General features: G+C 70.5%; 19 protein-coding genes. 11 read left to right on the forward strand and 8 right to left on the reverse strand.

Features of this window, described 5'->3' with window-relative positions:
• Positions 1-158: 158 nt before the first annotated feature.
• From nhaA to HV826_RS37075, 3 genes are all read left to right on the forward strand, one after another.
• Positions 159-1,508 (forward strand): Na+/H+ antiporter NhaA, encoded by a 1,350-nt coding sequence (gene nhaA / locus HV826_RS11335; RefSeq protein ID WP_176417024.1) that lies wholly within the window; start codon positions 159-161, stop codon positions 1,506-1,508.
• A gap of 21 nt (positions 1,509-1,529) precedes the next feature.
• On the forward strand, positions 1,530-3,221 hold the full coding sequence (locus HV826_RS11340; protein ID WP_176417025.1) for an AarF/ABC1/UbiB kinase family protein: 1,692 nt from the start codon (positions 1,530-1,532) through the stop codon (positions 3,219-3,221).
• A 476-nt stretch (positions 3,222-3,697) separates the two neighbouring features.
• The gene (locus tag HV826_RS37075) at positions 3,698-3,820 is read left to right on the forward strand and encodes a hypothetical protein (protein WP_255207832.1); all 123 of its coding nucleotides are present in this window, start codon (positions 3,698-3,700) and stop codon (positions 3,818-3,820) included.
• 2 nt (positions 3,821-3,822) lie between these two features.
• Here HV826_RS37075 and HV826_RS11350 read toward each other — a convergent pair whose 3' ends face one another.
• The 4 genes from HV826_RS11350 to HV826_RS11365 form a co-directional block, all read right to left on the reverse strand.
• Positions 3,823-4,284, reverse strand: coding sequence for a DUF2267 domain-containing protein (locus HV826_RS11350; protein WP_176417026.1), 462 nt, complete (start codon positions 4,282-4,284; stop codon positions 3,823-3,825).
• A gap of 71 nt (positions 4,285-4,355) precedes the next feature.
• Positions 4,356-4,589 carry a hypothetical protein gene (locus tag HV826_RS11355; RefSeq protein ID WP_176417027.1) on the reverse strand — a complete coding sequence of 78 codons (234 nt, stop codon included), beginning with the start codon at positions 4,587-4,589 and terminating at the stop codon, positions 4,356-4,358.
• Positions 4,586-4,753, reverse strand: a complete 168-nt coding sequence (locus tag HV826_RS11360; RefSeq protein ID WP_176417028.1) for a hypothetical protein — start codon at positions 4,751-4,753, stop codon at positions 4,586-4,588. The genes HV826_RS11355 and HV826_RS11360 overlap by 4 nt, the downstream gene beginning before the upstream one ends.
• 377 nt (positions 4,754-5,130) lie before the next feature.
• The gene (locus HV826_RS11365) at positions 5,131-5,598 is read right to left on the reverse strand and encodes a hypothetical protein (RefSeq protein ID WP_176417029.1); all 468 of its coding nucleotides are present in this window, start codon (positions 5,596-5,598) and stop codon (positions 5,131-5,133) included.
• Positions 5,599-5,960: 362 nt separating this feature from the next.
• On the opposite strand from HV826_RS11365, the gene HV826_RS11370 reads away from it, so the two are divergent.
• Together HV826_RS11370 and HV826_RS11375 are read left to right on the forward strand one after the other, a co-directional pair.
• Positions 5,961-6,458: a hypothetical protein gene (locus HV826_RS11370; RefSeq protein ID WP_176412521.1), complete on the forward strand. Its 498-nt coding sequence runs from the start codon at positions 5,961-5,963 to the stop codon at positions 6,456-6,458.
• A gap of 44 nt (positions 6,459-6,502) precedes the next feature.
• Positions 6,503-6,901 carry a hypothetical protein gene (locus HV826_RS11375; protein WP_255217152.1) on the forward strand — a complete coding sequence of 133 codons (399 nt, stop codon included), beginning with the start codon at positions 6,503-6,505 and terminating at the stop codon, positions 6,899-6,901.
• Positions 6,902-6,982: 81 nt separating this feature from the next.
• Here HV826_RS11375 and HV826_RS11380 read toward each other — a convergent pair whose 3' ends face one another.
• From HV826_RS11380 to HV826_RS11395, 4 genes are all read right to left on the reverse strand, one after another.
• On the reverse strand, positions 6,983-7,966 hold the full coding sequence (locus HV826_RS11380) for an alpha/beta fold hydrolase (protein WP_255217153.1): 984 nt from the start codon (positions 7,964-7,966) through the stop codon (positions 6,983-6,985).
• A 251-nt stretch (positions 7,967-8,217) separates the two neighbouring features.
• Complete coding sequence (locus tag HV826_RS11385) at positions 8,218-11,343, reverse strand: efflux RND transporter permease subunit (RefSeq protein ID WP_176417031.1); 3,126 nt, start codon at positions 11,341-11,343, stop codon at positions 8,218-8,220.
• Positions 11,340-12,527 carry an efflux RND transporter periplasmic adaptor subunit gene (locus HV826_RS11390; protein ID WP_176417032.1) on the reverse strand — a complete coding sequence of 396 codons (1,188 nt, stop codon included), beginning with the start codon at positions 12,525-12,527 and terminating at the stop codon, positions 11,340-11,342. The genes HV826_RS11385 and HV826_RS11390 overlap by 4 nt, the downstream gene beginning before the upstream one ends.
• A gap of 5 nt (positions 12,528-12,532) precedes the next feature.
• Positions 12,533-13,933, reverse strand: a complete 1,401-nt coding sequence (locus HV826_RS11395; protein WP_176417033.1) for a TolC family protein — start codon at positions 13,931-13,933, stop codon at positions 12,533-12,535.
• A 215-nt stretch (positions 13,934-14,148) separates the two neighbouring features.
• On the opposite strand from HV826_RS11395, the gene HV826_RS11400 reads away from it, so the two are divergent.
• Genes HV826_RS11400 through HV826_RS11425 form a run of 6 tightly spaced genes read left to right on the forward strand, consistent with a single transcriptional unit; the run spans position 14,149 to position 20,097 of the window.
• Positions 14,149-16,098: a putative metal-binding motif-containing protein gene (locus HV826_RS11400; protein ID WP_255217154.1), complete on the forward strand. Its 1,950-nt coding sequence runs from the start codon at positions 14,149-14,151 to the stop codon at positions 16,096-16,098.
• A 21-nt stretch (positions 16,099-16,119) separates the two neighbouring features.
• On the forward strand, positions 16,120-16,818 hold the full coding sequence (locus HV826_RS11405) for an ABC transporter ATP-binding protein (protein ID WP_176417035.1): 699 nt from the start codon (positions 16,120-16,122) through the stop codon (positions 16,816-16,818).
• On the forward strand, positions 16,815-17,588 hold the full coding sequence (locus tag HV826_RS11410; protein ID WP_176417036.1) for an ABC transporter permease: 774 nt from the start codon (positions 16,815-16,817) through the stop codon (positions 17,586-17,588). The genes HV826_RS11405 and HV826_RS11410 overlap by 4 nt, the downstream gene beginning before the upstream one ends.
• The gene (locus HV826_RS11415) at positions 17,585-18,331 is read left to right on the forward strand and encodes an ABC transporter permease (RefSeq protein ID WP_176417037.1); all 747 of its coding nucleotides are present in this window, start codon (positions 17,585-17,587) and stop codon (positions 18,329-18,331) included. Before HV826_RS11410 ends, HV826_RS11415 begins: the two co-directional genes overlap by 4 nt.
• A 13-nt stretch (positions 18,332-18,344) precedes the next feature.
• The gene (locus HV826_RS11420; RefSeq protein WP_176417038.1) at positions 18,345-19,094 is read left to right on the forward strand and encodes an ABC transporter ATP-binding protein; all 750 of its coding nucleotides are present in this window, start codon (positions 18,345-18,347) and stop codon (positions 19,092-19,094) included.
• On the forward strand, positions 19,087-20,097 hold the full coding sequence (locus HV826_RS11425) for an MlaD family protein (RefSeq protein ID WP_176417039.1): 1,011 nt from the start codon (positions 19,087-19,089) through the stop codon (positions 20,095-20,097). The genes HV826_RS11420 and HV826_RS11425 overlap by 8 nt, the downstream gene beginning before the upstream one ends.
• Positions 20,098-20,113: the final 16 nt, after the last annotated feature.

Consider the following 20,113-nt stretch of genomic DNA (forward strand, 5'->3'; position numbering starts at 1 on the left):
CACGGCCATCCCTGCCCTTCTCTCATGGCCCCACCCCTGGATCAACGAACCGCCGCCCTACCCGCCGAGTTCCCTTACCACCCACCGCCGACATTCCATCCACCCCACCGCTGAAAACGGGTGCCATGCCCGGCGACGCGGTGCATCTTGCGCGCCGCATGGCGCAGACATCCCCTCCCTCCGAGGCCCGGCCCCGGCCTCCCGTGCCCGCGCTCTTCCGCGTGGCCCTGGCCCCCATCCAGGCCTTCTTCCGCCTGGAGGCGGCCAGCGGCATCCTGCTGGCGTCGTGCGCCGTGGCCGCCCTGGCGTGGGCCAACTCGCCGTGGGCCGCCACCTACTTCGCCGTGTTCGACGCCCGCATGACGGTGGGGGTGGCGGGCGGCCACGCGGGCTTCACCGTCCGCGAGTTCATCAACGACGGCTTGATGACGCTGTTCTTCTTCGTCATCGGCCTGGAGATCAAGCGCGAGCTGAGCTCCGGCGAGCTGCGCACCTTCTCCCGCGCGGTGCTGCCGCTCATCGCCGCGCTGGGCGGAATGATTGTCCCCGCCGCGCTCTACGCCGCCTTCAACCACGGGACGCCCGCGCAGGCGGGCTGGGCCATCCCCATGGCCACCGACATCGCCTTCGCCATTGGCTGCCTCACATTGGTCAGGGCGCGGGTGAGCCACGGGCTGGTCGTGTTCCTCACGGCGCTGGCCATCTTTGACGACATCGGCGGCATCCTCGTCATCGCCCTGTTCTACGGCACGGGGCTTCACGCGAGCTGGCTCGTGGGGGCGCTGGGCGTGCTCGTCGTGCTGGCGTGCCTCAACCACTTCCAGGTGCGCGACGGCGTAGCCTACGCGCTGGCGGGCGCGGCGCTCTGGTACACGATGCACCACGGCGGCATCCACGCCACGCTGGCGGGCGTGGTGCTGGGCCTGTTCATGCCCGCGCGGCCCCTGCGTCCGGGCCGCCAGGTGCTGGAGGAGCTGCGCTTCTACGTGGACCGGGCGCTCCAGACGGCCATGGACGAGGCGGCCCGGGGCGCGCAGATTCTCTACATCGAGGAGCGCCTGGAGGAGCTGGAGCCGCCGCTCAACCGCTTCGTCCACCTGTGGCACGTGCCCGTGGCGTACGGCATCGTCCCTCTCTTCGCCCTGGCCAACTCGGGCATCTCCCTGGAGGGCATGGGCTGGGCGGACCTGCTCCGGCCGCTGCCGCTGGGCATCATCGTCGGCCTCTTCGTGGGCAAGCAGGTGGGCATCTTCCTGTTCACCTGGGGCTCGGTGAAGCTGGGCGTGGCGGACCGGCCCGGCGGCGCGACGCTGCCGCAGCTCCACGGCGTGGCGGTGGTGGCGGGCATTGGCTTCACGGTGGCCCTGTTCGTGGCGGGGTTGACCTTCCCCACCCAGCCGGCGCTGCTCACGGAGGCCAAGCTGGGCATCCTGGTGGGCTCGCTGCTCTCCGCGGTGGTGGGCTACGCGCTCTTGCGCTTCGTGGCGAAGCCGGCCGTCCCGGCGTAACGTAGAGGACAGGAACGCCCCGTGATTCTCCAAGACCTCAACCGCGTGCGGCAAATCACCGTCATCGCGGCGCGCCACGGCTTTGGCGAGCTGGCGGAGCGCGCGGGGCTGTGGCGCATCGTCGGCCGCAAGGAGAAGGTGGAAGTCTCTCCGGAGGCCCAGCGCGCCTCCACCGCGCGGCGCTTCCGCATGCTGCTCAACGATTTGGGCCCCACCTTCGTCAAGCTGGGCCAGGTGCTGTCCACCCGCGCCGACCTGCTGCCCGCCGAGTACATCGACGAGCTGGCCATGCTCCAGGACCACGTGGAGCCCATCACCCTGGAGGAGGTCCGCGCGCAGATTGAAGGTTCGCTCGGCGCCACCGTGGAGAGCCTCTTCGCCACCATCGACCCGGCGCCGCTGGCCGCCGCGTCCATCGCCCAGGTGCACCGCGCGGTGACGCTGGAGGGTGAAGAGGTGGTGGTGAAGGTGCAGCGGCCGGGTATCGCCGAGCGCATCGACTCCGACCTGGGCGTGCTGCGCAGCCTGGCGCGCCTGTTGGAGGCCGTGGTGGAGGAGACGGGCGTGTACACGCCCACCGGCATCGTGGACGAGTTCGACCGGGCCATCCACGAGGAGCTGGACTTCATCAACGAGGCCACCAACATCCGGGCCTTCCTGGAGAACCACCGCGAGCGGACCTACCTCAAGATTCCGCGCGTCTACACCGGCCTGTCCAGCCGCACGGTGCTGACGCTGGAGTTCATCCGCGGCGTGAAGCTCAACCCCGCGGAGCTGAGCGAGCCCGAGCGCAAGGCGATTGCCCAGAACATCCTGGACGCCTCCTTCCGGCAGCTCTTCGAGGACGGCCTGTTCCACGGAGACCCGCACCCGGGCAACCTCCTGCTGATGGAGGACCACCGCCTGGCGCTGCTGGACTTCGGCGTGGTGGGCCGGCTGTCGCGCCCCATGCAGGAGACGCTGGTCATGCTGTGCCTGGCGGTGGCGCTCAAGGACAGCGAGTCCGTGGCGCGCATCCTCTACCGCGTGGGCGTGCCCGACGCGCGCGCCAACCTGGTGGGCTTCCGCAACGACATCGAGGCGCTGCTCGGCCAGCACCTGGCCACTACGCTGGGGCAGGTGGACACGCGCTCGCTGCTGCGGGACCTGTTGGATTTGGCGGTGAAGTACCGCATCCGCATCCCCAAGGAGTACGCGCTGCTCAGCCGGGCCTCCGTGTCCACGGAGGGCATGCTGCGCAGCCTGTACCCGGAGATGAACATCATCGAGGTGGCGCTGCCCTACGCCAAGGAGCTGCTCGCCGGGCGGTACGATCCGATGCAGCTCCAGGGCGGGCTGATGCGCACGCTGCTGCGCTTCCAGTCCATGGCGCAGGATCTGCCGACGCAGCTGTCGCAGATCCTGTTGGACATGGAGTCCGGCAAGTTCACCGTCACGGTGCGCGCGGACCAGTTCGACAAGCTGAATGAGAACCTGCGCAGCGCGGCGGTGATTGCCTTCATGGGCCTGTGCGCGTGCGGCTTCATCGTGGGCGCGTTCATCTCCTTCGCGCCCAAGCCGTGGATGTACGGCAACGTGCCGGTGCTCGGCGTGGTGGGCATCGCGGTGGCGGCGGCCTTCTTCGGCGCGGCCATCACCTGGTACCTCTTCGGCGGCCGAGGCCTGGGCAAGGTGCGCCTGAGCCGCTTTCTGAAGAAGCCCAGGCGCAAGTAGCCGCTGCCTCTCCCCTCCTTCAGGGGATGAGGTCGGCCATGGCATGACAGCCCAAGTGTGTCAGTCAGGCAGCACTTGTACTCCAGGCTGATACAGCCGCAGCGGGAGGCTCGTCATTGTCCATCCCAGACGACGGGGAGCCATGCCGAAGAAGAACACCCCAAGGAGAGACGGCACCGCCAGAGGCACGCCGGGACGGGCAGGCCCCTGTCGAGGCACTCCCTTCGCATTGGAGAGTGAGTCATGCAGACTGACTACTTCGTCATCGAGTCAGCGCCCAACAACAACCACCCGCTCCTTCAATGGGACGAAGTCGTGTGGGGATTTGGGAGACCGGAGCCCGTTGCCGTCTCGCATCCAGTGCGGTTGCGGCTGGGCTCTCCAGTACCGCGGAAGTCCGTCATGGTGGACCACCACAGCCTGCCGCAGCCGGTGTTCTCTGCTCGAATCGTTGAGGTGCTGGAGCCAGCACCTAAGTGTTCCACCGCTCACTGGTGGAGCGACTGCTCGCGTTGATGCCCCCCTCGGAGGGCATTCGGTTCGTCCGCGTGGACAAGTGGAACGACTCCGCGGGTTTCCAGGTGGAGGCCGCGCCGTAGCGTTAGACGGGCCGGCGCCACAGGTCCGCGAGGTCCGCCGGGAGCTGCGAGGCCACGGCCGCCACCTCGTCTTCTGGAATCCTGTCCCGGATGGCGGTGAACACCGCCGTCAGGACGCGCTGCGCCTGGTCCACGGGGATGCGCAGGTGGTCCGCCACGTCGGTGATGAACTCCGCGCGGCCCATGCGCTTCGCGTGGGACGGGCCCCGGTGGATGTCGCACGTCCCCAGGATGGCGCCGATGCCGCCCTTCCCCAGCGACCAGAGCAGCTTGAGGTCCTCTCCGTCGGACAGGCGCCGGGCCAGCGTGCAGAACACCGCCTCCGCGCCCTTCCGGGCGTCCACGCCATTCACCTGGAACTCGCGGCTGTTGCCGAGCTCGTCCAGAAAGCCCTGGAGGTCCTGCGGCTCGTCGCGCTCCTTGACCGGCGTGGCGTTGATGGGGGTTTCGGTGTGCTCCGCCATGGGGCTGCCTCCTTGCGTGCCAGCGCGTCCGTGCCGCGCGCCCATCATGGTGAGCATGGCGCGCGTTTGCTTCAGCCGGGCAACGCCGTGCGCCTCGGCCCGTCGGCTTCCAGGCGAGAGCCCGGCAGGGAGCCGCCCCTCCCCGTTCCGGCGAGAGAACCCGAGCGCACACGCGAACCTCTGCACAACGACGACTCGCCGATGTCCGCCACGTCCCGCGCCTCATAAGTCCCCGCCATGCCCGGCGCCATGGCGAAGGCCGCGCGCACCCGCGCGTCTTTGTACGACGCACGCGCCATCTTCATGTCGACGCGGCTGTAATCCACCTCGCGAAGCGCATCGCACCCGGGATGCCCACGTGTCTTCGGCGAACTACATGGGACAGCACCACCAGGGGCCAGCGCGGCTGCGCATCCGAGACAGGCGCGTCCTTCGCGGCGACGAAGGGCGCCGTCGTGTTCGCCTCCATGGAGGTACCTTGAGGGGCCGGGCACCAGACCACCGTCTTCAAGGCGCGGTTGCGCGCCTCGTCCTGAAAGGTCAATGCCGAGAAGCCCACTGCGTGGGGCACCGCGTCAACCGAGGATGGACTGCCCGGCGCGGGGGCCTCCATTGGGAGCCCCGCCCCGGCCCCTGCCTCCAAGCCCTCGCTACCGACGCCCCCTTGGCCAGCGCTGACTCAAGCCTTGTTGCCCGGCGGCGCGCTTGCCCATGCCCGAGACGAGGGTCCACCTCTTTGCTCGCGTAGCCGCGCAAGGCCGTCAGTCACGCTCAGCAGGAGGCCCGGGCCCGGATTCGCGACGCTGGAGACGCCTGGGTTCATGCATCAACAGTGTATCATGAAGCTTATTCGCAGGAGCGGCGGCACGCCCCCACGCACTTCGCCTTGTTCCTGGCGCCCTTGCAGTTGCCGTTACACGCGCGCTTGCACTGGGTGACCGCCGCGGACGCCCCACTCTCCTCGACGTCGCCCCCTTCATCGCTTTCAGCTTCTTCAATCGGCTTCAGGTCGGCGCACAGCGCCCAATCCACGTCCTTGTCGTCGAACTGGATGTGCGCGAGCTTGCCGTACACCTCATCGACCGTGCCCTTGGTGAGCGTGATGGCGGTGCTCCAGCGGGCCCGGACGCGGTCGCCCACAGCGGCGTCGCAGGTGTCCTCCTTGGGGGGATGCGACACGGCGCCCTGGGGTTCGATCTCCTTGAGCAGCGCCCAGCCGACGTTGGTGTCGGCGAAGCGCAGCCTGGCCAGCTTGCCGTACACCTCGAGCACCGTGGCCTTCTGCTTCTTGCGCTTGCCGAGCGGCGCCTTCACTTTCGCACCCTCTGAGAATTTCTCGCCCGCGAGGTCCTCAGCCGTGAGTTCGGGTTGGCTCTTCGAACACGAGAGGAGAGACAACAGACACAACGCCACCACGGGTCTGATGAGATTCATGACGACGAACCCTACGTCAGCTTTTCAACGTATCGCCACGCATAACTGAAACGCGGCCGTGTTGCGTGAGGCGGGTCAAGAAGGACCGAGACGCAAGGATTCCGCGGCCGTGTGGGGGCCCGGCAGGATGCTCTCCCAAGGAAGCGCGATTGACGCACGCCACTCTAAATTCGAGCAATTCGGTCCGAACCCGTGAGAGACTTTCCTGACAGACGCAATCCCTCTCTCCGGGAGAAAACATCGTGCTTCGTTCCGCTGCTCCGAGGTCATCCCTCTTATTGCCGCTGGCCACCGTGCTGGTGGCGCTCGGTGCCCTGCTCGCCGCGCCGCCCGCCTGGGCGGACAAGCCGGCCAAGCCCACGAGCAAGCCCGTTGACCGGCACTACATCCGGAAGGTCCTCCCCTCCAAGTTCCCCGCCAAGGACAAGAACACCGTCATCGAGTCACGCGTCGATGTCAGCCGGGATGTGAAGGAGATCAACGAGGGCAAGGCCAAGCAGGGCAACGCGTCCGGGACGGTGACGTGGACCCTCAACAAGCGGACCTATGGCGCCCATTCGAACGGCACGCTGTTCCCCATCCGGGGCGCCGGGTTCCATGAACTGAACCGCGGCGCCTACAAAGCGCTGGAGGTCTACAACAAGTTCAAGGACACGCCGCGCGCCAAGGAAATCATGGACAAAATCGGCATCCCGCCAGCAGATAGGAAGGCAGCGCTCAAGGCGCACAAGGCAGGCTGAGAGGGAGAACCATGCATCCCGAACGACTCATTCTTGGATTTCTCATGCGCGGCGAAGTGGGCGAGGAGCGCCTCTTCGAGAGCATCGCCCGCGCCCTCGGGGTGCCTCACGAGGAGGTGGCCCGCTTCGACGTGGACGGTTCCTCGGATGCGGCCGTGCTCGTCGAGCGCGCGCTCCGGCCCGCGGGCTTCCGCACCGATGTGTCCCTCTATATCGATGTCTCCCGCGCCAGCGGCGCCCGTGGGCTCACCTCCGTGGAGGTGGCCTCGCGCGTCTCAGCGCTGCTCGGGGAAGAGGCCCTCGTCTCGCCTCCCGCGGACGACCCCGCTATCGCCAGCACCTGGTTTCTCGTCACCCCCGACGGCAAGCGCTTCCGGGCCAGTGAGGCCTCGCTGGACGAGGACTCCGTCGACATCGACCGCTCCACGCTCCGCCCTGAATAGCGCGGGCGCCGCGCGAGGTGCGGCCGGAGCCCCACTCCAGCCGCTCCGCTCGCGGTGCTCGACGCCAGCGCATCCGCGACGTTATCGCTGAGCGTCCAACGTCCGTTGGAAGAACGCCACCGCCTCCGCGCTCGTGCGCGCCTGTGAGGCCGCCCGCGTGCCGGGCGTGGCATCCCGGCACAGCATGGCCGCGGCCTTGAAGCCCAGCTCCGTGCACTCGGGCAGGAAGGTGAAGTGGGCCGCGTCGTCCAGCGTCACCGTCGTCGCGTCTGGCAGCAGCTTCGCCAACTGCAGGCCGTGCTGGGCGTGGGGCATGAGCTCGTCCCCCTTGGCGAGCACCAGCGTCACCGGCACGTCGATGTCCGCCACGTCCCGCGCCTCGTAGGTCCCCGCCAGGCCCGGCGCCATGGCGAAGGCGGCGCGCACCCGCGAGTCCTTGTACGACGCACGCGCCACCGCCAGGTCGATGCGGCTGTAGTCGACGTCTCGAAGCTCGTCGCATCCCGGGTGCTCGCGCGTCCCAGGTGCCGAGCAGCGGTTCGCGAGCGGCGCCAGGTTGAGCCGCGCGCCCACCAACGCCAGCGCCGTGTAGCCGCCCATGGAGTGCCCGGCGGCACCGATGCGCGCGGCGTCCACACGTGGCCCCCAGGCGGCGTCCTTCAAGAGCCCATCCAGGAGCGCCGTGAAGTCCTGGGGCCGCTCCCAGCCGCGCACATAGCCCTCCGGACTCGTGTCTCCGTAGGTGTTGCCAGGGTGGTCCACCGACACGACGATGAAGCCGTGCGCGGCCAGGTGCGCGCCGAACCACGACATGTTGATGGCCGCGCCACCGTTGCCGTGGGACAGCACCACCAGCGGCCAGCGCTCCCGGGCATCCGAGAGCGGTGCGTCCTTCGCGGCGACGAAGGGCACGAAGATGGGAGACGCCGTGTGCTCCACCATGCGGGAGCCCAGCGGCGCCGGATACCAGACCACCGTCTTCAACGAGCGCTGGCGGGCCGCGTCCTCGAACGTCAGCGACGTGAACCCCACGGCATAGGCCGAGGCCGCGCCCGACGGAGCCAAAGCGGAAGACACCTCCGGAGCAGCTGGGAAGGAGGCACAGCCTCCCATCAGGAGCGCCACCCCGAGGCCCCCTGCGCCCAGACGGTTGACGAAGGAGGCGCTGCGACCGCGAAACGAAGAATGGACCATGGCCATCCACCAACGCTTCAATGAAGGACCGATTGCGGCCTCGCACCACAAAGAAAAGGCCACCGCGGCGTCACGAAGACGTCCGCGATGGCCCCCGCGTCAAGGACGACGCGATGTGCCGCCTACCCGTGCGCCGCCGGGCGGGGCTCCTCACCGTGCCCTGGGTGCTGGGGCGGCTCGTGCGGCGCGTCGTCCTTCTTGCCGAACCGCTCCCCCAGCCGCGTCTTGATGCGGTCCGCCACCACGTAGAAGGCGGGCACCACCAGCAGGCTGAGCACCGTGGACACGGACAGCCCACCCAGCACGGCGATGGACATGGGCGCGCGCGTCTCCGAGCCCGCCCCCAGCGCCAGCGCCGCCGGCACCGCCGCCATCATCGTCGCGGTGGACGTCATGAGGATGGGCCGCAGCCGCACCGGCCCCGCGCGCAGCATGGCCTGCATCGCGTCCGCGCCCCGATCCCGCTCTTGCAGCGCGTAGTCCACCAGGATGATGGAGTTCTTCTTCACGATGCCCATGAGCAGCAGCAGGCCAATCATGCTGAAGATGTTCAACGTGGTGCCCGTGGTGAACAGGGCGAAGGCCGCGCCCGCCACCGACAGCGGCAGAATCGTGAGCACCGTCACCGGGTGCAGGAACGAATTGAACTGCGCCCCCAGCACCATGTAGGCCACGCCAATCCCGAGGAAGAGCGCGAAGAACAGGCTGCTCATCGAGTCGCGGAAGGCCACGCTGGCGCCACCGGCCACCACGCGCACGCCGCCGGGCAGCTCCTTCGCCAGCCGCTCCACCGTGGCCAGCGCCTCTTCCTGGTTCGAGCCAGGCGCCACGTTCGCGTAGATGCTGATGGCGCGCTCGCGATCCCTCCGGGTGATGGCCTGCAGCGCGGGCCGCTCCTCCTGCGTCACCAGCAACGACAGCGGCACCAGCGCGCCGCTGGCCGTCCGGACCTTCAACGTGGACAGGTCCTCCGGCCTGGCGCGCTGGTCCTTCATCAGCCGCATGCGCACGTCGATGCGCCGGCCTCCGGTACTGTACTTGCCCACGCGCACGCCGCCCACCAGCGCGTTGATGGTGGTGGCCACCGACTGGATGGGCACCCCCAGGTCCGCCGCGCGGCCCCGGTCCGGGGTGATGCGCAGCTCCGGCATGCCCAGCTGGTAGTCCGTGTCCACGTCCACCACCTTGCCGCTGGCCTGGAGCAGCTCCCGCATCTGCTGGCTGCCCTCCACCAACTGCTCCCAGTCCGAGCCGCGCACGCTGAACTCCACCGGGAAGCCGCGCTGCGCGGTGAAGCCGCTCTGGGATTGGTCCTGCACCACCGCGCGCAGGCCCGGGTAGCTGTTGAACTCCTTGCGGAGGATCTGCTGGAACTCCGACTGCGGCATGCGCTCGTCGGGCGGCTTCAAGCTGACGAACATGATGCCGGTGTTGACCGCGCCGCTGCCGAAGCCGCCGACGACGGAGAACACGCGCGTCACCTCGGGCCGGTTGCTGGCGAACTCCTCCGCCCGAAGGAACAGCCGGTTCGTCTCCTCGATGTCGCTGCCCACCGCCGTCTGCATGCGCACCAGCAGGCGGCTCTGGTCCTGCGACGGCACGAACTCACCGGGCAGCGCGCGGAAGACGAAGGCGCTGACGCCCAGCAGCAGCACCGCCGCGCCCAGCACCCACCAGGGGCGCTTCAGCCCCCACCCCAGGGCGCGCGCGTAGACGCGCTCCAGCTTCTCGAAGCCCCGGTCCACCCACACGCCCACCGCGCTGCGGCCCTCACGCGACGTCTTGAGCAGCTGCGCGCAGCGCGCGGGCGCCAGGGTGATGGCCTCCACGTAGGACAGCAGCACCGCCACGCACAGCGTCACGCCGAACTGGAGGAAGTACTTGCCGATGACGCCGCTCATGAAGACGACGGGCAGGAAGATGGCGATCACCGCCAGCGTCGCCGCCAGCGCGGCGAAGGTGATCTCCGCCGTGCCCTCGCGCGCGGCGCGCACCCGGTCCTTCCCTTCTTCGGAGTGCCGGTAGATGTTCTCCAGCACCATGATGGCGTCGTCCACGACGATGCCCACCGCCAGCGCCAGGCCCAGCAGCGTGAAGGTGTTGAGCGTGAAGCCCAGGAAGTAGATGACCGCCACCGTCCCCAGCAGCGACATGGGGATGGCCAGCACCACGTTCATCGTGCTGGACAGCGAGCCCAGGAACACCCAGCACACGAACGCGGTGAGCAGGCACGCGAGCATCAGCTCGAACTCGATCTCGTGGACGCTCTCCTCGATGAACTGCGTCGAGTCGAAGTTGACGCCCAGCTGCATCCCCTCCGGCAGGTCCTTCTGCATCTTGGCCAGCTCGGCCCGGATGCCCTGCGCCACCGCCACGGCGTTGGCGCCGCGCTGCTTCTTGATGCCCACGCCCTGCGCCGGCTCGCCGTTGATGCGCGCCATGCGGCGCACGTCCTCGAAGCCGTCCTCCACCAGCGCCACGTCATTCAGGTAGACGGGGAAGCCGTCCTGCTCCCGGACGATGATGCGCCGCAGGGTCTCCAGGTCCAGCGCCTCGCCCATGACGCGGACGTTGACCTCGCGGCCCTGCGTCTCGATGCGGCCGGCGGGCAGCTCCACGTGCTCCCGCTGGAGCGCGGCCGTCACGTCCATGACGGTCAGCCCCAGCGCGTCCAGCTTCTCCGCGTCCACCCAGATGCGGACGTTGCGCTCCAGCATGCCGCCGAGCTGCACCTCGCCCACGCCCGGAATCGTCTGGAGCTTCTCCTTCACACGGAAGCGGGCGTAGTCGCTCACCACCTGCTGGCTGAAGGGCCCGGACACGCCGACCCAGAGGATGGGTTGGTCCTCCGGGTTGGACTTGGAGATGATGGGCGGATCAATGTCCAGCGGCAGCCGGCGCTGCACCTGGCTCACCTTCGTCTGGACGTCCTGGAGCGCCAGGTCCACGTTGCGCGACAGGTCCAGCTCGACGGTGACCCTGCCGCCGCCCTGGCGCGCGGAGGAGCTGATGGCCGTGACGCCCTCCACCTGCGTCACCGCCTCCTCGATGAACTCGAGGACGTCGCTCTCCACCGCCTCCGGGTTGGCGCCTTCCCAGGTGACGGAGATGTTGATGGTGGGGAAGTCGACGTCCGGGAACTGGCTGATGCCGATACGCTGCGCGGCCACCAGTCCGAAGACGATGGTGGCCGCCATGATCATCCACGCCAGGACGGGCTTCTTGATGCACGCCTCGGTGATGTTCATGGCCGGGTGCCTCCACCGCCGCTGGCGGCCTCGGGCCGCAGGGCGGGCTCACCGGTGACCTTGGGCCTGGGCGCTTCCGCCACGCGGACGGCGGCCCCGTCGCGCAGGGCCTCGCCGCCGCGAATCACCAGCTGCTCACCGGGCTTCACGCCGTCGCGGACCTCCACGCGGCCATCTGAGGTGCGCATGCCCAGCTCCAGCACGCGCTCGCGGGCCTTGTTGCCCTCCACCACGTAGGCCAGGAAGCCGCGCTCACTGGCGCGCACCGCCGTCTGCGGAATCACCGGGCTGCCGCCGCGCATGTCCACCGGCACCACCACCGTGGCGAAGGCGCCCGGCCGCAGCCGCTCGGCGGCCTCGCCGGAGATCTCCGCCGTCACCGGCACCATGCGGCTGGCGTCGTCCGCGGCGGCGGCCACGTGTGTGATCTTCGCCGTGAAGGCCCCACCCCCCGCGGAGCTGACGGAGAAGCGCGCCGTCATGCCGGGCTGGATGCGGGACACGTCCGCCGCCGGGACGGTGAAGCGCAGCAGCAACGGCTCGCGCCGCAGCAGCGTGGCCAGCACCACGCCGGGCTGCACGTACTGGCCCGTCTGCACCGTGCGCGTCTGGAGCACGCCGTCCATGGGCGCGCGCACGTAGGCGTCCCGCTGGTTGAGCTGCGCCTGGTCCACCAGCGCCTTCGCCGCCGCCACGTCCGCCGCCGCCGTGCGCGCGCGGGCCTCGAAGGTCTCCAGCTGCTCGGCCGGGAGCAGACCGGGGCTGGCCTCGTTCACCGCGGTGCGGCGCTTCGCACCGGCCTCCGCCTCCTCCAGCGTGGCGCGGGCCCGCGCCAGCGAAGCCTCCGCGGAGCGCACGGCGATGGCGTAGCGGGCGGGCTCTATCTCCGCGAGCACCTCGCCCTTCTTCACCGACTGCCCTTCCGCGAAGCGCACCCGCTCCACGGCGCCCGGCACGCGGGCGGTGATCTGCACCCGCTCGAAGGCCTCCACGGAGCCCACCGCGTCCACCACGTACTCCACGTCCCGCGACTCCACCGGAGCCACCTCGACGGGGAACTGGATGGCGGCGCGGCCACCACCCGCCGGCGTGGCTCCGCCCTTGGCGCGCTGCGCGTCCTTCTCGCAGCCAGCCCCCAGGGACAGCACGGCCACGGCCAGACCCAACGTTCCTGCGCGTCGCATTGCCTTCACGGTTCCTTCCCCAATGGGTCGAGTCCAACGGCCGCCCGAAGCCCCAGCAGCGCCACGCCCAGCGCGAAGCGGCTCTGGGCATACGCCACCTCCGCCTCGAACTGCCGCAGCGAGGCGTCCGCCACCGTCAGCGCGGTCGACAGGCCCTGACGGTAGAGAATCCCCTGCTCCTCCGCGTTCTGCCGCGCCGTGCGGACCGCCAGGTCGCTCTGCGCCAGGGCGGCCTGCGCGTTCTCCAGTGCCACCCTCGCCTGCTCGATGTCCACGTCCACCCGGCGCGTGGTGGCCTGGACCTGGAGCTCCGCCGCCCTCGCCAGGGCCACGCGCTCCCGGCGCTCGGCGTAGCGTTCGCCGCCATCGAAGAAGTTCCAGATGAGGTTGACGCCCAGGAACCCGTCACCCGTGCGGCCCGCGAGGCCGGCCTCGTTCGTGAGGCGGTACGTGGCGGACGCGCCCAGCGTCGGAAGCAGCCGGGCGAGCGGTTCCTTGGCGCCCTCCTCCAGCGCGTCCACCCGCAGGCGCGCGGCCAGGATGTCCGGCCGGCGGTCCAGGGCCCCATCCGCCAGCGAGGCGTGTGCCTGAAGCGGCCGGCTGGCGTCCGACAGCAGCGCATCCGGCGAGGCCAGCGCGCCCTTCACCGAGGACACCAGCAGGAAGCCCAGCTCCAGGCGCGCGGTCTGCGCGGCGTTGCGCGCGTTGGCCATCTGCACCTCGGCGCTGGCCGCCTCCAGCTCCGCGCGCGTCGCATCGTTGCTGCTGGCCAGCCCCGCCTTGGCGCGGGCCGCCGCGTCCTGGAGCGACTGGCGGGCGAACGCGAGGCGCTGCTCGGCCGCGCGGTACACCTGCTCCTGGGCCAGGGTGGCGAGGAAGGCGTTGGCGGCCTCGAAGCCAATCTGCCGTCGCGCCTCCACGGCCTCCCATTCCGCCGCGTCGCCTTCCCGCCGCGCCGCGCGGTACAGGAAGATGCCGCGCGCGTCGAACAGCGGCATGGAGGCGACGAAGTTGGCGTTGAAGGCGTTGCTGCGCTGGATGACCACCGTCTGGCCACCCACTTCGCGCGTCACTTCATTCAGACGCCGGGTGTAGGTGCCCGTTCCCGTCAGCTCTGGAAAGAAGAAGGCCCGTGCCCGAGCCAGCCGGGCCTGTGCGGCCTCGGCCTGCTGCTCGGCGGCCAGGGCCACCTCGTTGCGCTTCGCGGCAAGCTGCACCGCCTGTTCCAGCGTCAGCGGACCGCCTGCCGTGGACTGGGCCTCCGCGGGCGGGGGCTGGGACGGAGGACTTGCTGGGGCATCCTCCGCGACGTCGGAGGCCGAGGGCTGCTGTCCCAACGCACTGGACGCGGTCAGGGCGAGCCAGGCGCAGAGGGGCACGGTGATGGCGTGACGAGGTCTATGCATGAACGGGCGGGGAAGGCTCGAGCCTCGGGGGGCGGTGCGACGCGCCATATAAACGGAGGTGTAGAGAACGGGCTATGACGATTCGGCGGCTGGACGGTGGCCCGCGCGACGGTCTATGGGTTGCGTCGGGTTCTCCTGGGTTCCGTAGCTCACTGTTGAAAGATTGCGGGCGCCGCCAAGCGCCCGGGAATGCTCAGCCGATGCGTTTATTCCTGATGGGTTGCGTTCTTGCGGTGCTGTTCTCCGTTTCCGGCTGCCGGAAGCAGGAAGACCCACCCAGTGCCGGGGCCGTCCGCGTGCTCGTCTCGTATGCGACGTTTCGCCCGGGCTGTCTCACGCTGACCGTCACGGATGTGGACGAACCCAGTCGCACGGAGACCGCCGACGTCCGGATGGAGCCCTCGGCCCGCAGCGACGTGCGGACGGTGGCCATCCTGGGCCGGGAGGGCTGGAGCCGGAACCTGCGGCTCACCGCGACCGCGCATGAGCGCTCCTGCAACGGGCCCGTGGTGGCGCTGCACGAGGTCACCACGCAGGTGCCCACGGTGGGCACCGCGTCCGTGGAGCTGGACCTGCGCGCCCTGGACCTGGATGACGACGGCTATGTCTCCAGCGAAGGGACCTTCCCTGGCTCGGATTGCGATGACGACGACCCGGCCATCCACCCCGGCGCGACGGAGCTGTGCGACGGCGTGGACAACAACTGCGTCAATGGCGAGGCGGATGCCCCCGGCGGCGCGACCTACTACCGCGACGCGGACGGTGATGGTTTCGGCGACCCGTCCGCCCTGCCCAACCTCTCCTGCACGCCTCCCGCGGGCTATGTCCTGGAGGCCGGTGACTGCAACGACCAGGACCCCGACATCCACCCCCGCCAGGCGGAGCTCGTCTGCGACGGCAAGGACGACGACTGCGATGGGACCATCGACAACGACCCGTTCGACGTGAGCGCGCCGTGCGAGACCGCGCAGCGCTGCGCCGGGTTCAAGCAGTGCGCGAGCAGCGCGCTGACGGCCTGCGTCAGCAGCGAGACGCCGCGGGAGTGGTTCCAGGACGAGGACGGTGACGGTGAGGCGGGGACCTCCTTGGGGCTCTGGTGCGTCAGCCCGTCACAGGGTGCGGTGGAGGAGGACACGGACTGCGATGAGAGCTCGCGCTTCGCGTCGAACGCGGCCACCGAGGTGTGCGACCGGCTGGACAATGATTGTGACGGACAGGTGGACGAAGACTTGGCGGGCTGCGACACCGTGGCCTGGACGACGACGAACGCGACGCCCGCTTCGATCATCTGGGACACGGTGGCGGCGTACGCCGGCAACAAGGGCTGGCTGGCGGGACGCGACGGCCGGGTCGCCCACGTTGACGGCGAGACGATCACCCTCGTGGCGGACTGCCCGGGTGAGTGGAACACCTCCTGGGTGACGAGCGCCGGGCGCGTCTTCCTGGGCTCCGGCGCGGGCACGTTCACCACCCGGCTCCCCACCGACACCGGCCCCTGCGTCGACGTGGCGGGCCCGGTGAGCATCAGCATCAACGGGATGGTGGGCTTTGAAGACGGCAACCGCGTCGCGCTCTACGCGGTGGACAGCCAGGGCCGCGTCCTCCGGTGGAACTACGAAGAGGGCGCGCCCACGCAGGCCGCGCCCGAGCAGCTCGTCGAGCTCGGCGGCAACCTCCGGTCCATTGACGGGACCAGCCCCCTGACGCTCTTCGCCGCGGGCGCCGAGGACCAGGGCGGCACCAGCCACCCCGTGGTCTGGCGCGGGCCCTCGGAGGACGGCGGCGCGTGGCAGAAGGAGCCCCTGGGCAACGTCGGAGTGCCTGGGTTCCTCCGCGCCATCCGGGTGCTGTCACCCAGCCATGTCTACGCCGGGGGTGACGGCGGCCTCTTCCTGGAGCGCGCGGGCACGACGTGGAGCGTGAAGCCCGCCGTCACCCTGCCCTCCGGGAACGCCGCGGACATCCGCGGACTGGTTGCCTTCAGCAGCAAGGCCGTCTACGCCGTGAGCTCCGGAACGAACCACATCCACTTCTTTGACGGCACGGCCTGGAGCCACGCCACGAACCCGTCTCCGTCCAGCCAGATGAACGCGCTGAGCGGAACCGGCCCGGCGGACGTCTGGGCCGCGGGCCAAAGCGGCGCGCTCGTGCGCTGGCGGCCCTGAGGCGGCGGGCGAACGGACACCATGGACCTGCGCGCGGACGGCCTCACGGTGCGGTACGGAGCGAGGCAGGTCCTGTCCGGTGTGAGCTGCGCGTTGCCGCCCGGGACGCAGGCGCTGGTGCTGGGGCGCTCGGGCGCGGGGAAGACGACGCTGGTGAAGGCCCTGGCCGGGCTGGTGCGGCCCACGGAGGGTTGCGTGCTGTGGGATGGGCGGGATGCGGCGCGGCTGACGGCCGCCGAGCGGCGCGAGCAGCAGGCGTCGTTCGGCATGGTGTTCCAGACGGATGCCCTGTTCGACTCGATGACAGTGCTGCAGAACGTGATGGCGCCCCTCACCCGCCGCCACGTCCCGGAGGCCGAGGCCCAGGCCCGCGCCCGTGACGTCCTGCGCGCGGTGGGGCTGGCGGACGCGGCGGACACGCTGCCGGAGCGCCTGTCTGGCGGCATGAAGAAGCGCGCGGGCATCGCGCGGGCCCTGGCGGCGCGTCCGTCGGTGGTGCTGGCGGATGATCCCTTCGCGGGGTTGGATCCGGGCACGGCCCGGCAGGTGGCCCGGGTGCTCCTGGACGTGTCCCGGGGCGGCACGCTGCTGGTCGTGTCGACGGAGGCGCCAATGGACCTGCCCCTGCCTCGCTGGCTGTACCTGCGTGGGGGGCGACTGGTTCATGACGGGCCGCCCGCGCCCGAATTGGAGGATGCACCGGACGAGGTGCCCGCGTGACGGTGCTGACGAAGCTCGGACGAACGGCGCTGGACGTGCTCCGAGGAACCGGCGCGCTCGGACTGGTCGTGGGCCGCACGGTGCTGGCGCTGCCGAAGCTGGAGCGCCGCGAGCTGGGCCGCGCCCTGGTGCAGTTCGGCTACGGCTCCCTGCCGCTCGCCCTGGCCACGGCGGCGCTGGCCGGCATCATCGTGGTGCTGCAGTCGGGCATCTACGTCCAGCGCTTCGGCGCGCGGGCCGTCCTCGGCTGGGCGGCGGGCTACGGCGTGCTGTGGGAGTTCGGCCCGCTGCTGCTGGGCCTCATCATGTCGGCGCGGCTGGGCGCGCGAAACGCGGCGGAGCTGGCGCTGATGCAGGTGGGCGGACAGATTGAAGGCCTGCGCGGCATCGGCCTGGACCCCTTCGCCATCCTCGTCGCGCCTCGCGTGGTGGCCATGGAGGTCAGCATGCTGGCGCTCAGCAGCGTCACCTTCGCGGTGGCCATCCTCTTCGAGTCCGTGGCCGCCCTGCTCGCCCTGGGCCTCCCGGTGCGCGTCTTCTTCGGCACCTTCTCTCAGTTGCTGGGGCCGTTCGATCTCCTGGGCGGCGTGGTGAAGACGGGCATCTTCGGGCTGGCCATCGCCCTGCTGTCCACCACCGTGGGCCTGTCCGCCCGGGGCGGCGCCCACGCCGTGGGCCAGGCGGCGGCCAGCGCGGTGGTGCGCGGCTGCGCGGCCATCTTCGTCCTCGACTTCGTCCTCACGTCCGTGCTCGCGGGGTGGATGGGATGAGCAGCGTGCTGACGTTCTTCGGAGCGCCCGTGGTGATGCTGGCGCGCACGGTGCGGGCCTCCACCCGGGACGGCGTGCCCTGGCGTGAGTCCCTGGCGCAGCTCCACGAGCTGGGCGGGCGCAGCGTGTGGCTGGTGATGTCCGGCATGGCCTTCTTCGGCGCGGTGCTCGTCACCATCGCCAACAGCCAGGCGCGGCGCTTCGTGGGCAACGTGGCGGTGCTGGGGCCCGCGTACTTCGAGCTGCTCATCCGCGAGCTGGGCCCGGCGGTGTCCGCGCTGCTCACGGCCTCACGCGCGGGCGCGGCGCACGCGGCCGAGCTGTCCACCATGAGCGTCAACGAGCAGGTGGAGGCCCTGGAGATGTCCGCGGGCGACCCCTACGCGGACCTCGTCGCGCCTCGGGTGATTGCGGGCGTGGTGGGCGTGCCCCTGCTGTGTACCCTGGGCACCATCGCGGCCACGCTGTCCGCGTCGGCGGTGGCGCAGCTCGCCTTCGGCGTGGACGGGCGGGCGTTCATGGATCCGCGCTACGTGGATGGCTGGGATTTGCTGGCCGCGTTCCTGAAGGCCGCGGGCTGCGGGCTCTACATTCCGCTGGCGGCGGCGGTGGCGGGCCTCAAGGCGCGCGGCGGCGCCGAGGCCGTGGGCGAGGCCACCACCGACGGCGTGGTGGCTGCGAGCCTGGGGTGCCTGCTCATCGACCTCGCCGTGTCGCTGGCCTTCCAGCTCTTGCGCCTGTGAGTGAGCCTCGCGCATGACTTCACTTCCCGACAGCGAGGCCCTGCGATTCCGAGACGTGCACGTCGCGTTCGACGAGGGACGCCGGCCGGTGCTCGCGGGGCTCACGGCGGAGGTGTCCACGAAGGAGCTGACGTTCATCGCGGGCGCCAGTGGCACCGGGAAGAGCGTGCTGTGCCGGCTGGCGGTGGGGCTGCTGCGCCCGGACGCGGGTGAAGTGACGCTGTGGGGAGAGCGCGTGGACTCGCGGCCCGAGCGAGAGCTGGTGCCGCTGCGGCGCAAGGCCCCCTATCTGGTGCAGGGCCCGGCGCTGCTGGACTGGCGCACGCTCCGGCAGAACGTCTGGCTGGCGGACCCGGCGGCGGCCGTGGATGACGTGGACGCCGCGCTGGCCCAGGTGGGGCTGCTGGACTGGGCGGACCGGCTGCCTCCGGAGCTGGGGCCCGGGGCGAAGAAGCGGACGGCCATCGCCCGGGCGTTGGTGCTCAAGCCGCGCTATCTCCTCTTCGACGAGCCGACGACGGGGCTGGACCGGAAGGCGGCGGGCCAGGTGGAGGAGGTGCTCGCGTCGCTGAAGGCGCGGGGCCTGGGGGGGATGGTGGTGTCCCACGACTACCGGCAGTTGAAGGCGCTGGCGGACCGGGTGCTGGTGGTGGCGGACAAGCAATGTGCTTACCTGGGCACGCCGAAGGGCTTCCTGGAGTCCTCCGCGCCCGAGCTGCGGGTGTTGACGGCGCCATTCATGGAGGGCGCGACGGATGGATGAGCGACGGCTGGAGTTGAAGGTGGGCGCCCTGGTGCTGTCCACCATCATGGGCGTGCTGGTGTTGCTGTGGCTGATGGGCGAGTTGAAGCTGGGCTCGGAGACGGGGCTGGCGGTGGACTTCGGCCACACGGGGAACGTGGTGGAGGGCGCCCCCGTGAAGCTGGGCGGCGTGCAGGTGGGGCGCGTGCAGGACATCCAGCTCCAGCCCGAGCGGCGGGACGCGCAGGGCCGCCCGTTGCCCGTGCGGATGGAGCTGGCGGTGGCGCCGGAGGCCGTGGGCGCGCTGCGCCAGGACGCGCGCGTGACGGTGGCCACGGTGGGCATCCTGGGAGAGCCCTACCTGGAGCTGAACCCGGGTTCGGCGCAGGAGCGGCTGCCCGCGGGCACCGTCGTCCGGGGAACGGACGCGCCCCGGCTGGACGTCCTGGCCGAGCAGCTCACCCGCTTCGTGGACCTGCTTTCACAGATGCTGGAGGAGGACCCGGAGGCCATCCGGGGCCTCGCGGCCAACGTGTCCCGGCTGGCGCGGACGCTGGACCAGCTGCTGACGGAGAACCGGGGCGACGTGAAGGTGCTGGCGTCCGAGCTGGCGGCGGCCTCGAAGGACTTGCGGCAGCTCGCGGGCCTGGCGCGCGAGGCCTTCCAGCCCGGGGGCAAGGGGGCGCGGCTGCTGGACGACGCGGCGGCGGTGGCCTCCGTGGCGCGCCGGGATTTGCCGGGCCTGACGAAGTCCGCTGGGACGACGCTGGACGCGCTGGCGGCCGTGACGGGTCCGCTGGGGCCCGAGGACGGCGCTCGGGTGAAGCTCGCGCTGGAGCGCCTGACCTCGGCTTCGGGCCAGTTGGAGAGCATCGCGGCCCGCGCGGACCGGGTGCTGGCGAAGCTGGAGGCCGGCGAGGGCACCGCGGGCGCGGTGCTCCAGGACGGCACGCTCTACGACGAGCTGCGCTCTCTGGTGACGGACCTCCGCAAGCACCCGTGGAAGGTGCTCTGGAAGGACTGAGAGTGTTCAGGGCCCG

Origin of the sequence: Myxococcus sp. AM010, assembly GCF_013372585.1 — a bacterium.
GTDB classification, from domain to species: domain Bacteria; phylum Myxococcota; class Myxococcia; order Myxococcales; family Myxococcaceae; genus Myxococcus; species Myxococcus vastator.

Excerpts from the sequence above, each read along its gene's own strand:
- HV826_RS11400 (WP_255217154.1), top strand. The coding sequence starts at position 14,149 with ATGGGTTGCGTTCTTGCGGTGCTGTTCTCCGTTTCCGGCTGCCGGAAG.
- nhaA (WP_176417024.1), top strand. The coding sequence starts at position 159 with ATGGCGCAGACATCCCCTCCCTCCGAGGCCCGGCCCCGGCCTCCCGTG.
- HV826_RS11395 (WP_176417033.1), bottom strand. The coding sequence starts at position 13,933 with ATGCATAGACCTCGTCACGCCATCACCGTGCCCCTCTGCGCCTGGCTC.
- HV826_RS11355 (WP_176417027.1), bottom strand. The coding sequence starts at position 4,589 with ATGAAGATGGCGCGTGCGTCGTACAAAGACGCGCGGGTGCGCGCGGCC.
- HV826_RS11415 (WP_176417037.1), top strand. The coding sequence starts at position 17,585 with ATGAGCAGCGTGCTGACGTTCTTCGGAGCGCCCGTGGTGATGCTGGCG.
- HV826_RS11420 (WP_176417038.1), top strand. The coding sequence starts at position 18,345 with ATGACTTCACTTCCCGACAGCGAGGCCCTGCGATTCCGAGACGTGCAC.
- HV826_RS11360 (WP_176417028.1), bottom strand. The coding sequence starts at position 4,753 with ATGGAGGCGAACACGACGGCGCCCTTCGTCGCCGCGAAGGACGCGCCT.
- HV826_RS11405 (WP_176417035.1), top strand. The coding sequence starts at position 16,120 with ATGGACCTGCGCGCGGACGGCCTCACGGTGCGGTACGGAGCGAGGCAG.
- HV826_RS11390 (WP_176417032.1), bottom strand. The coding sequence starts at position 12,527 with ATGCGACGCGCAGGAACGTTGGGTCTGGCCGTGGCCGTGCTGTCCCTG.
- HV826_RS11385 (WP_176417031.1), bottom strand. The coding sequence starts at position 11,343 with ATGAACATCACCGAGGCGTGCATCAAGAAGCCCGTCCTGGCGTGGATG.
- HV826_RS11375 (WP_255217152.1), top strand. The coding sequence starts at position 6,503 with ATGCGCGGCGAAGTGGGCGAGGAGCGCCTCTTCGAGAGCATCGCCCGC.
- HV826_RS11350 (WP_176417026.1), bottom strand. The coding sequence starts at position 4,284 with ATGGCGGAGCACACCGAAACCCCCATCAACGCCACGCCGGTCAAGGAG.
- HV826_RS11425 (WP_176417039.1), top strand. The coding sequence starts at position 19,087 with ATGGATGAGCGACGGCTGGAGTTGAAGGTGGGCGCCCTGGTGCTGTCC.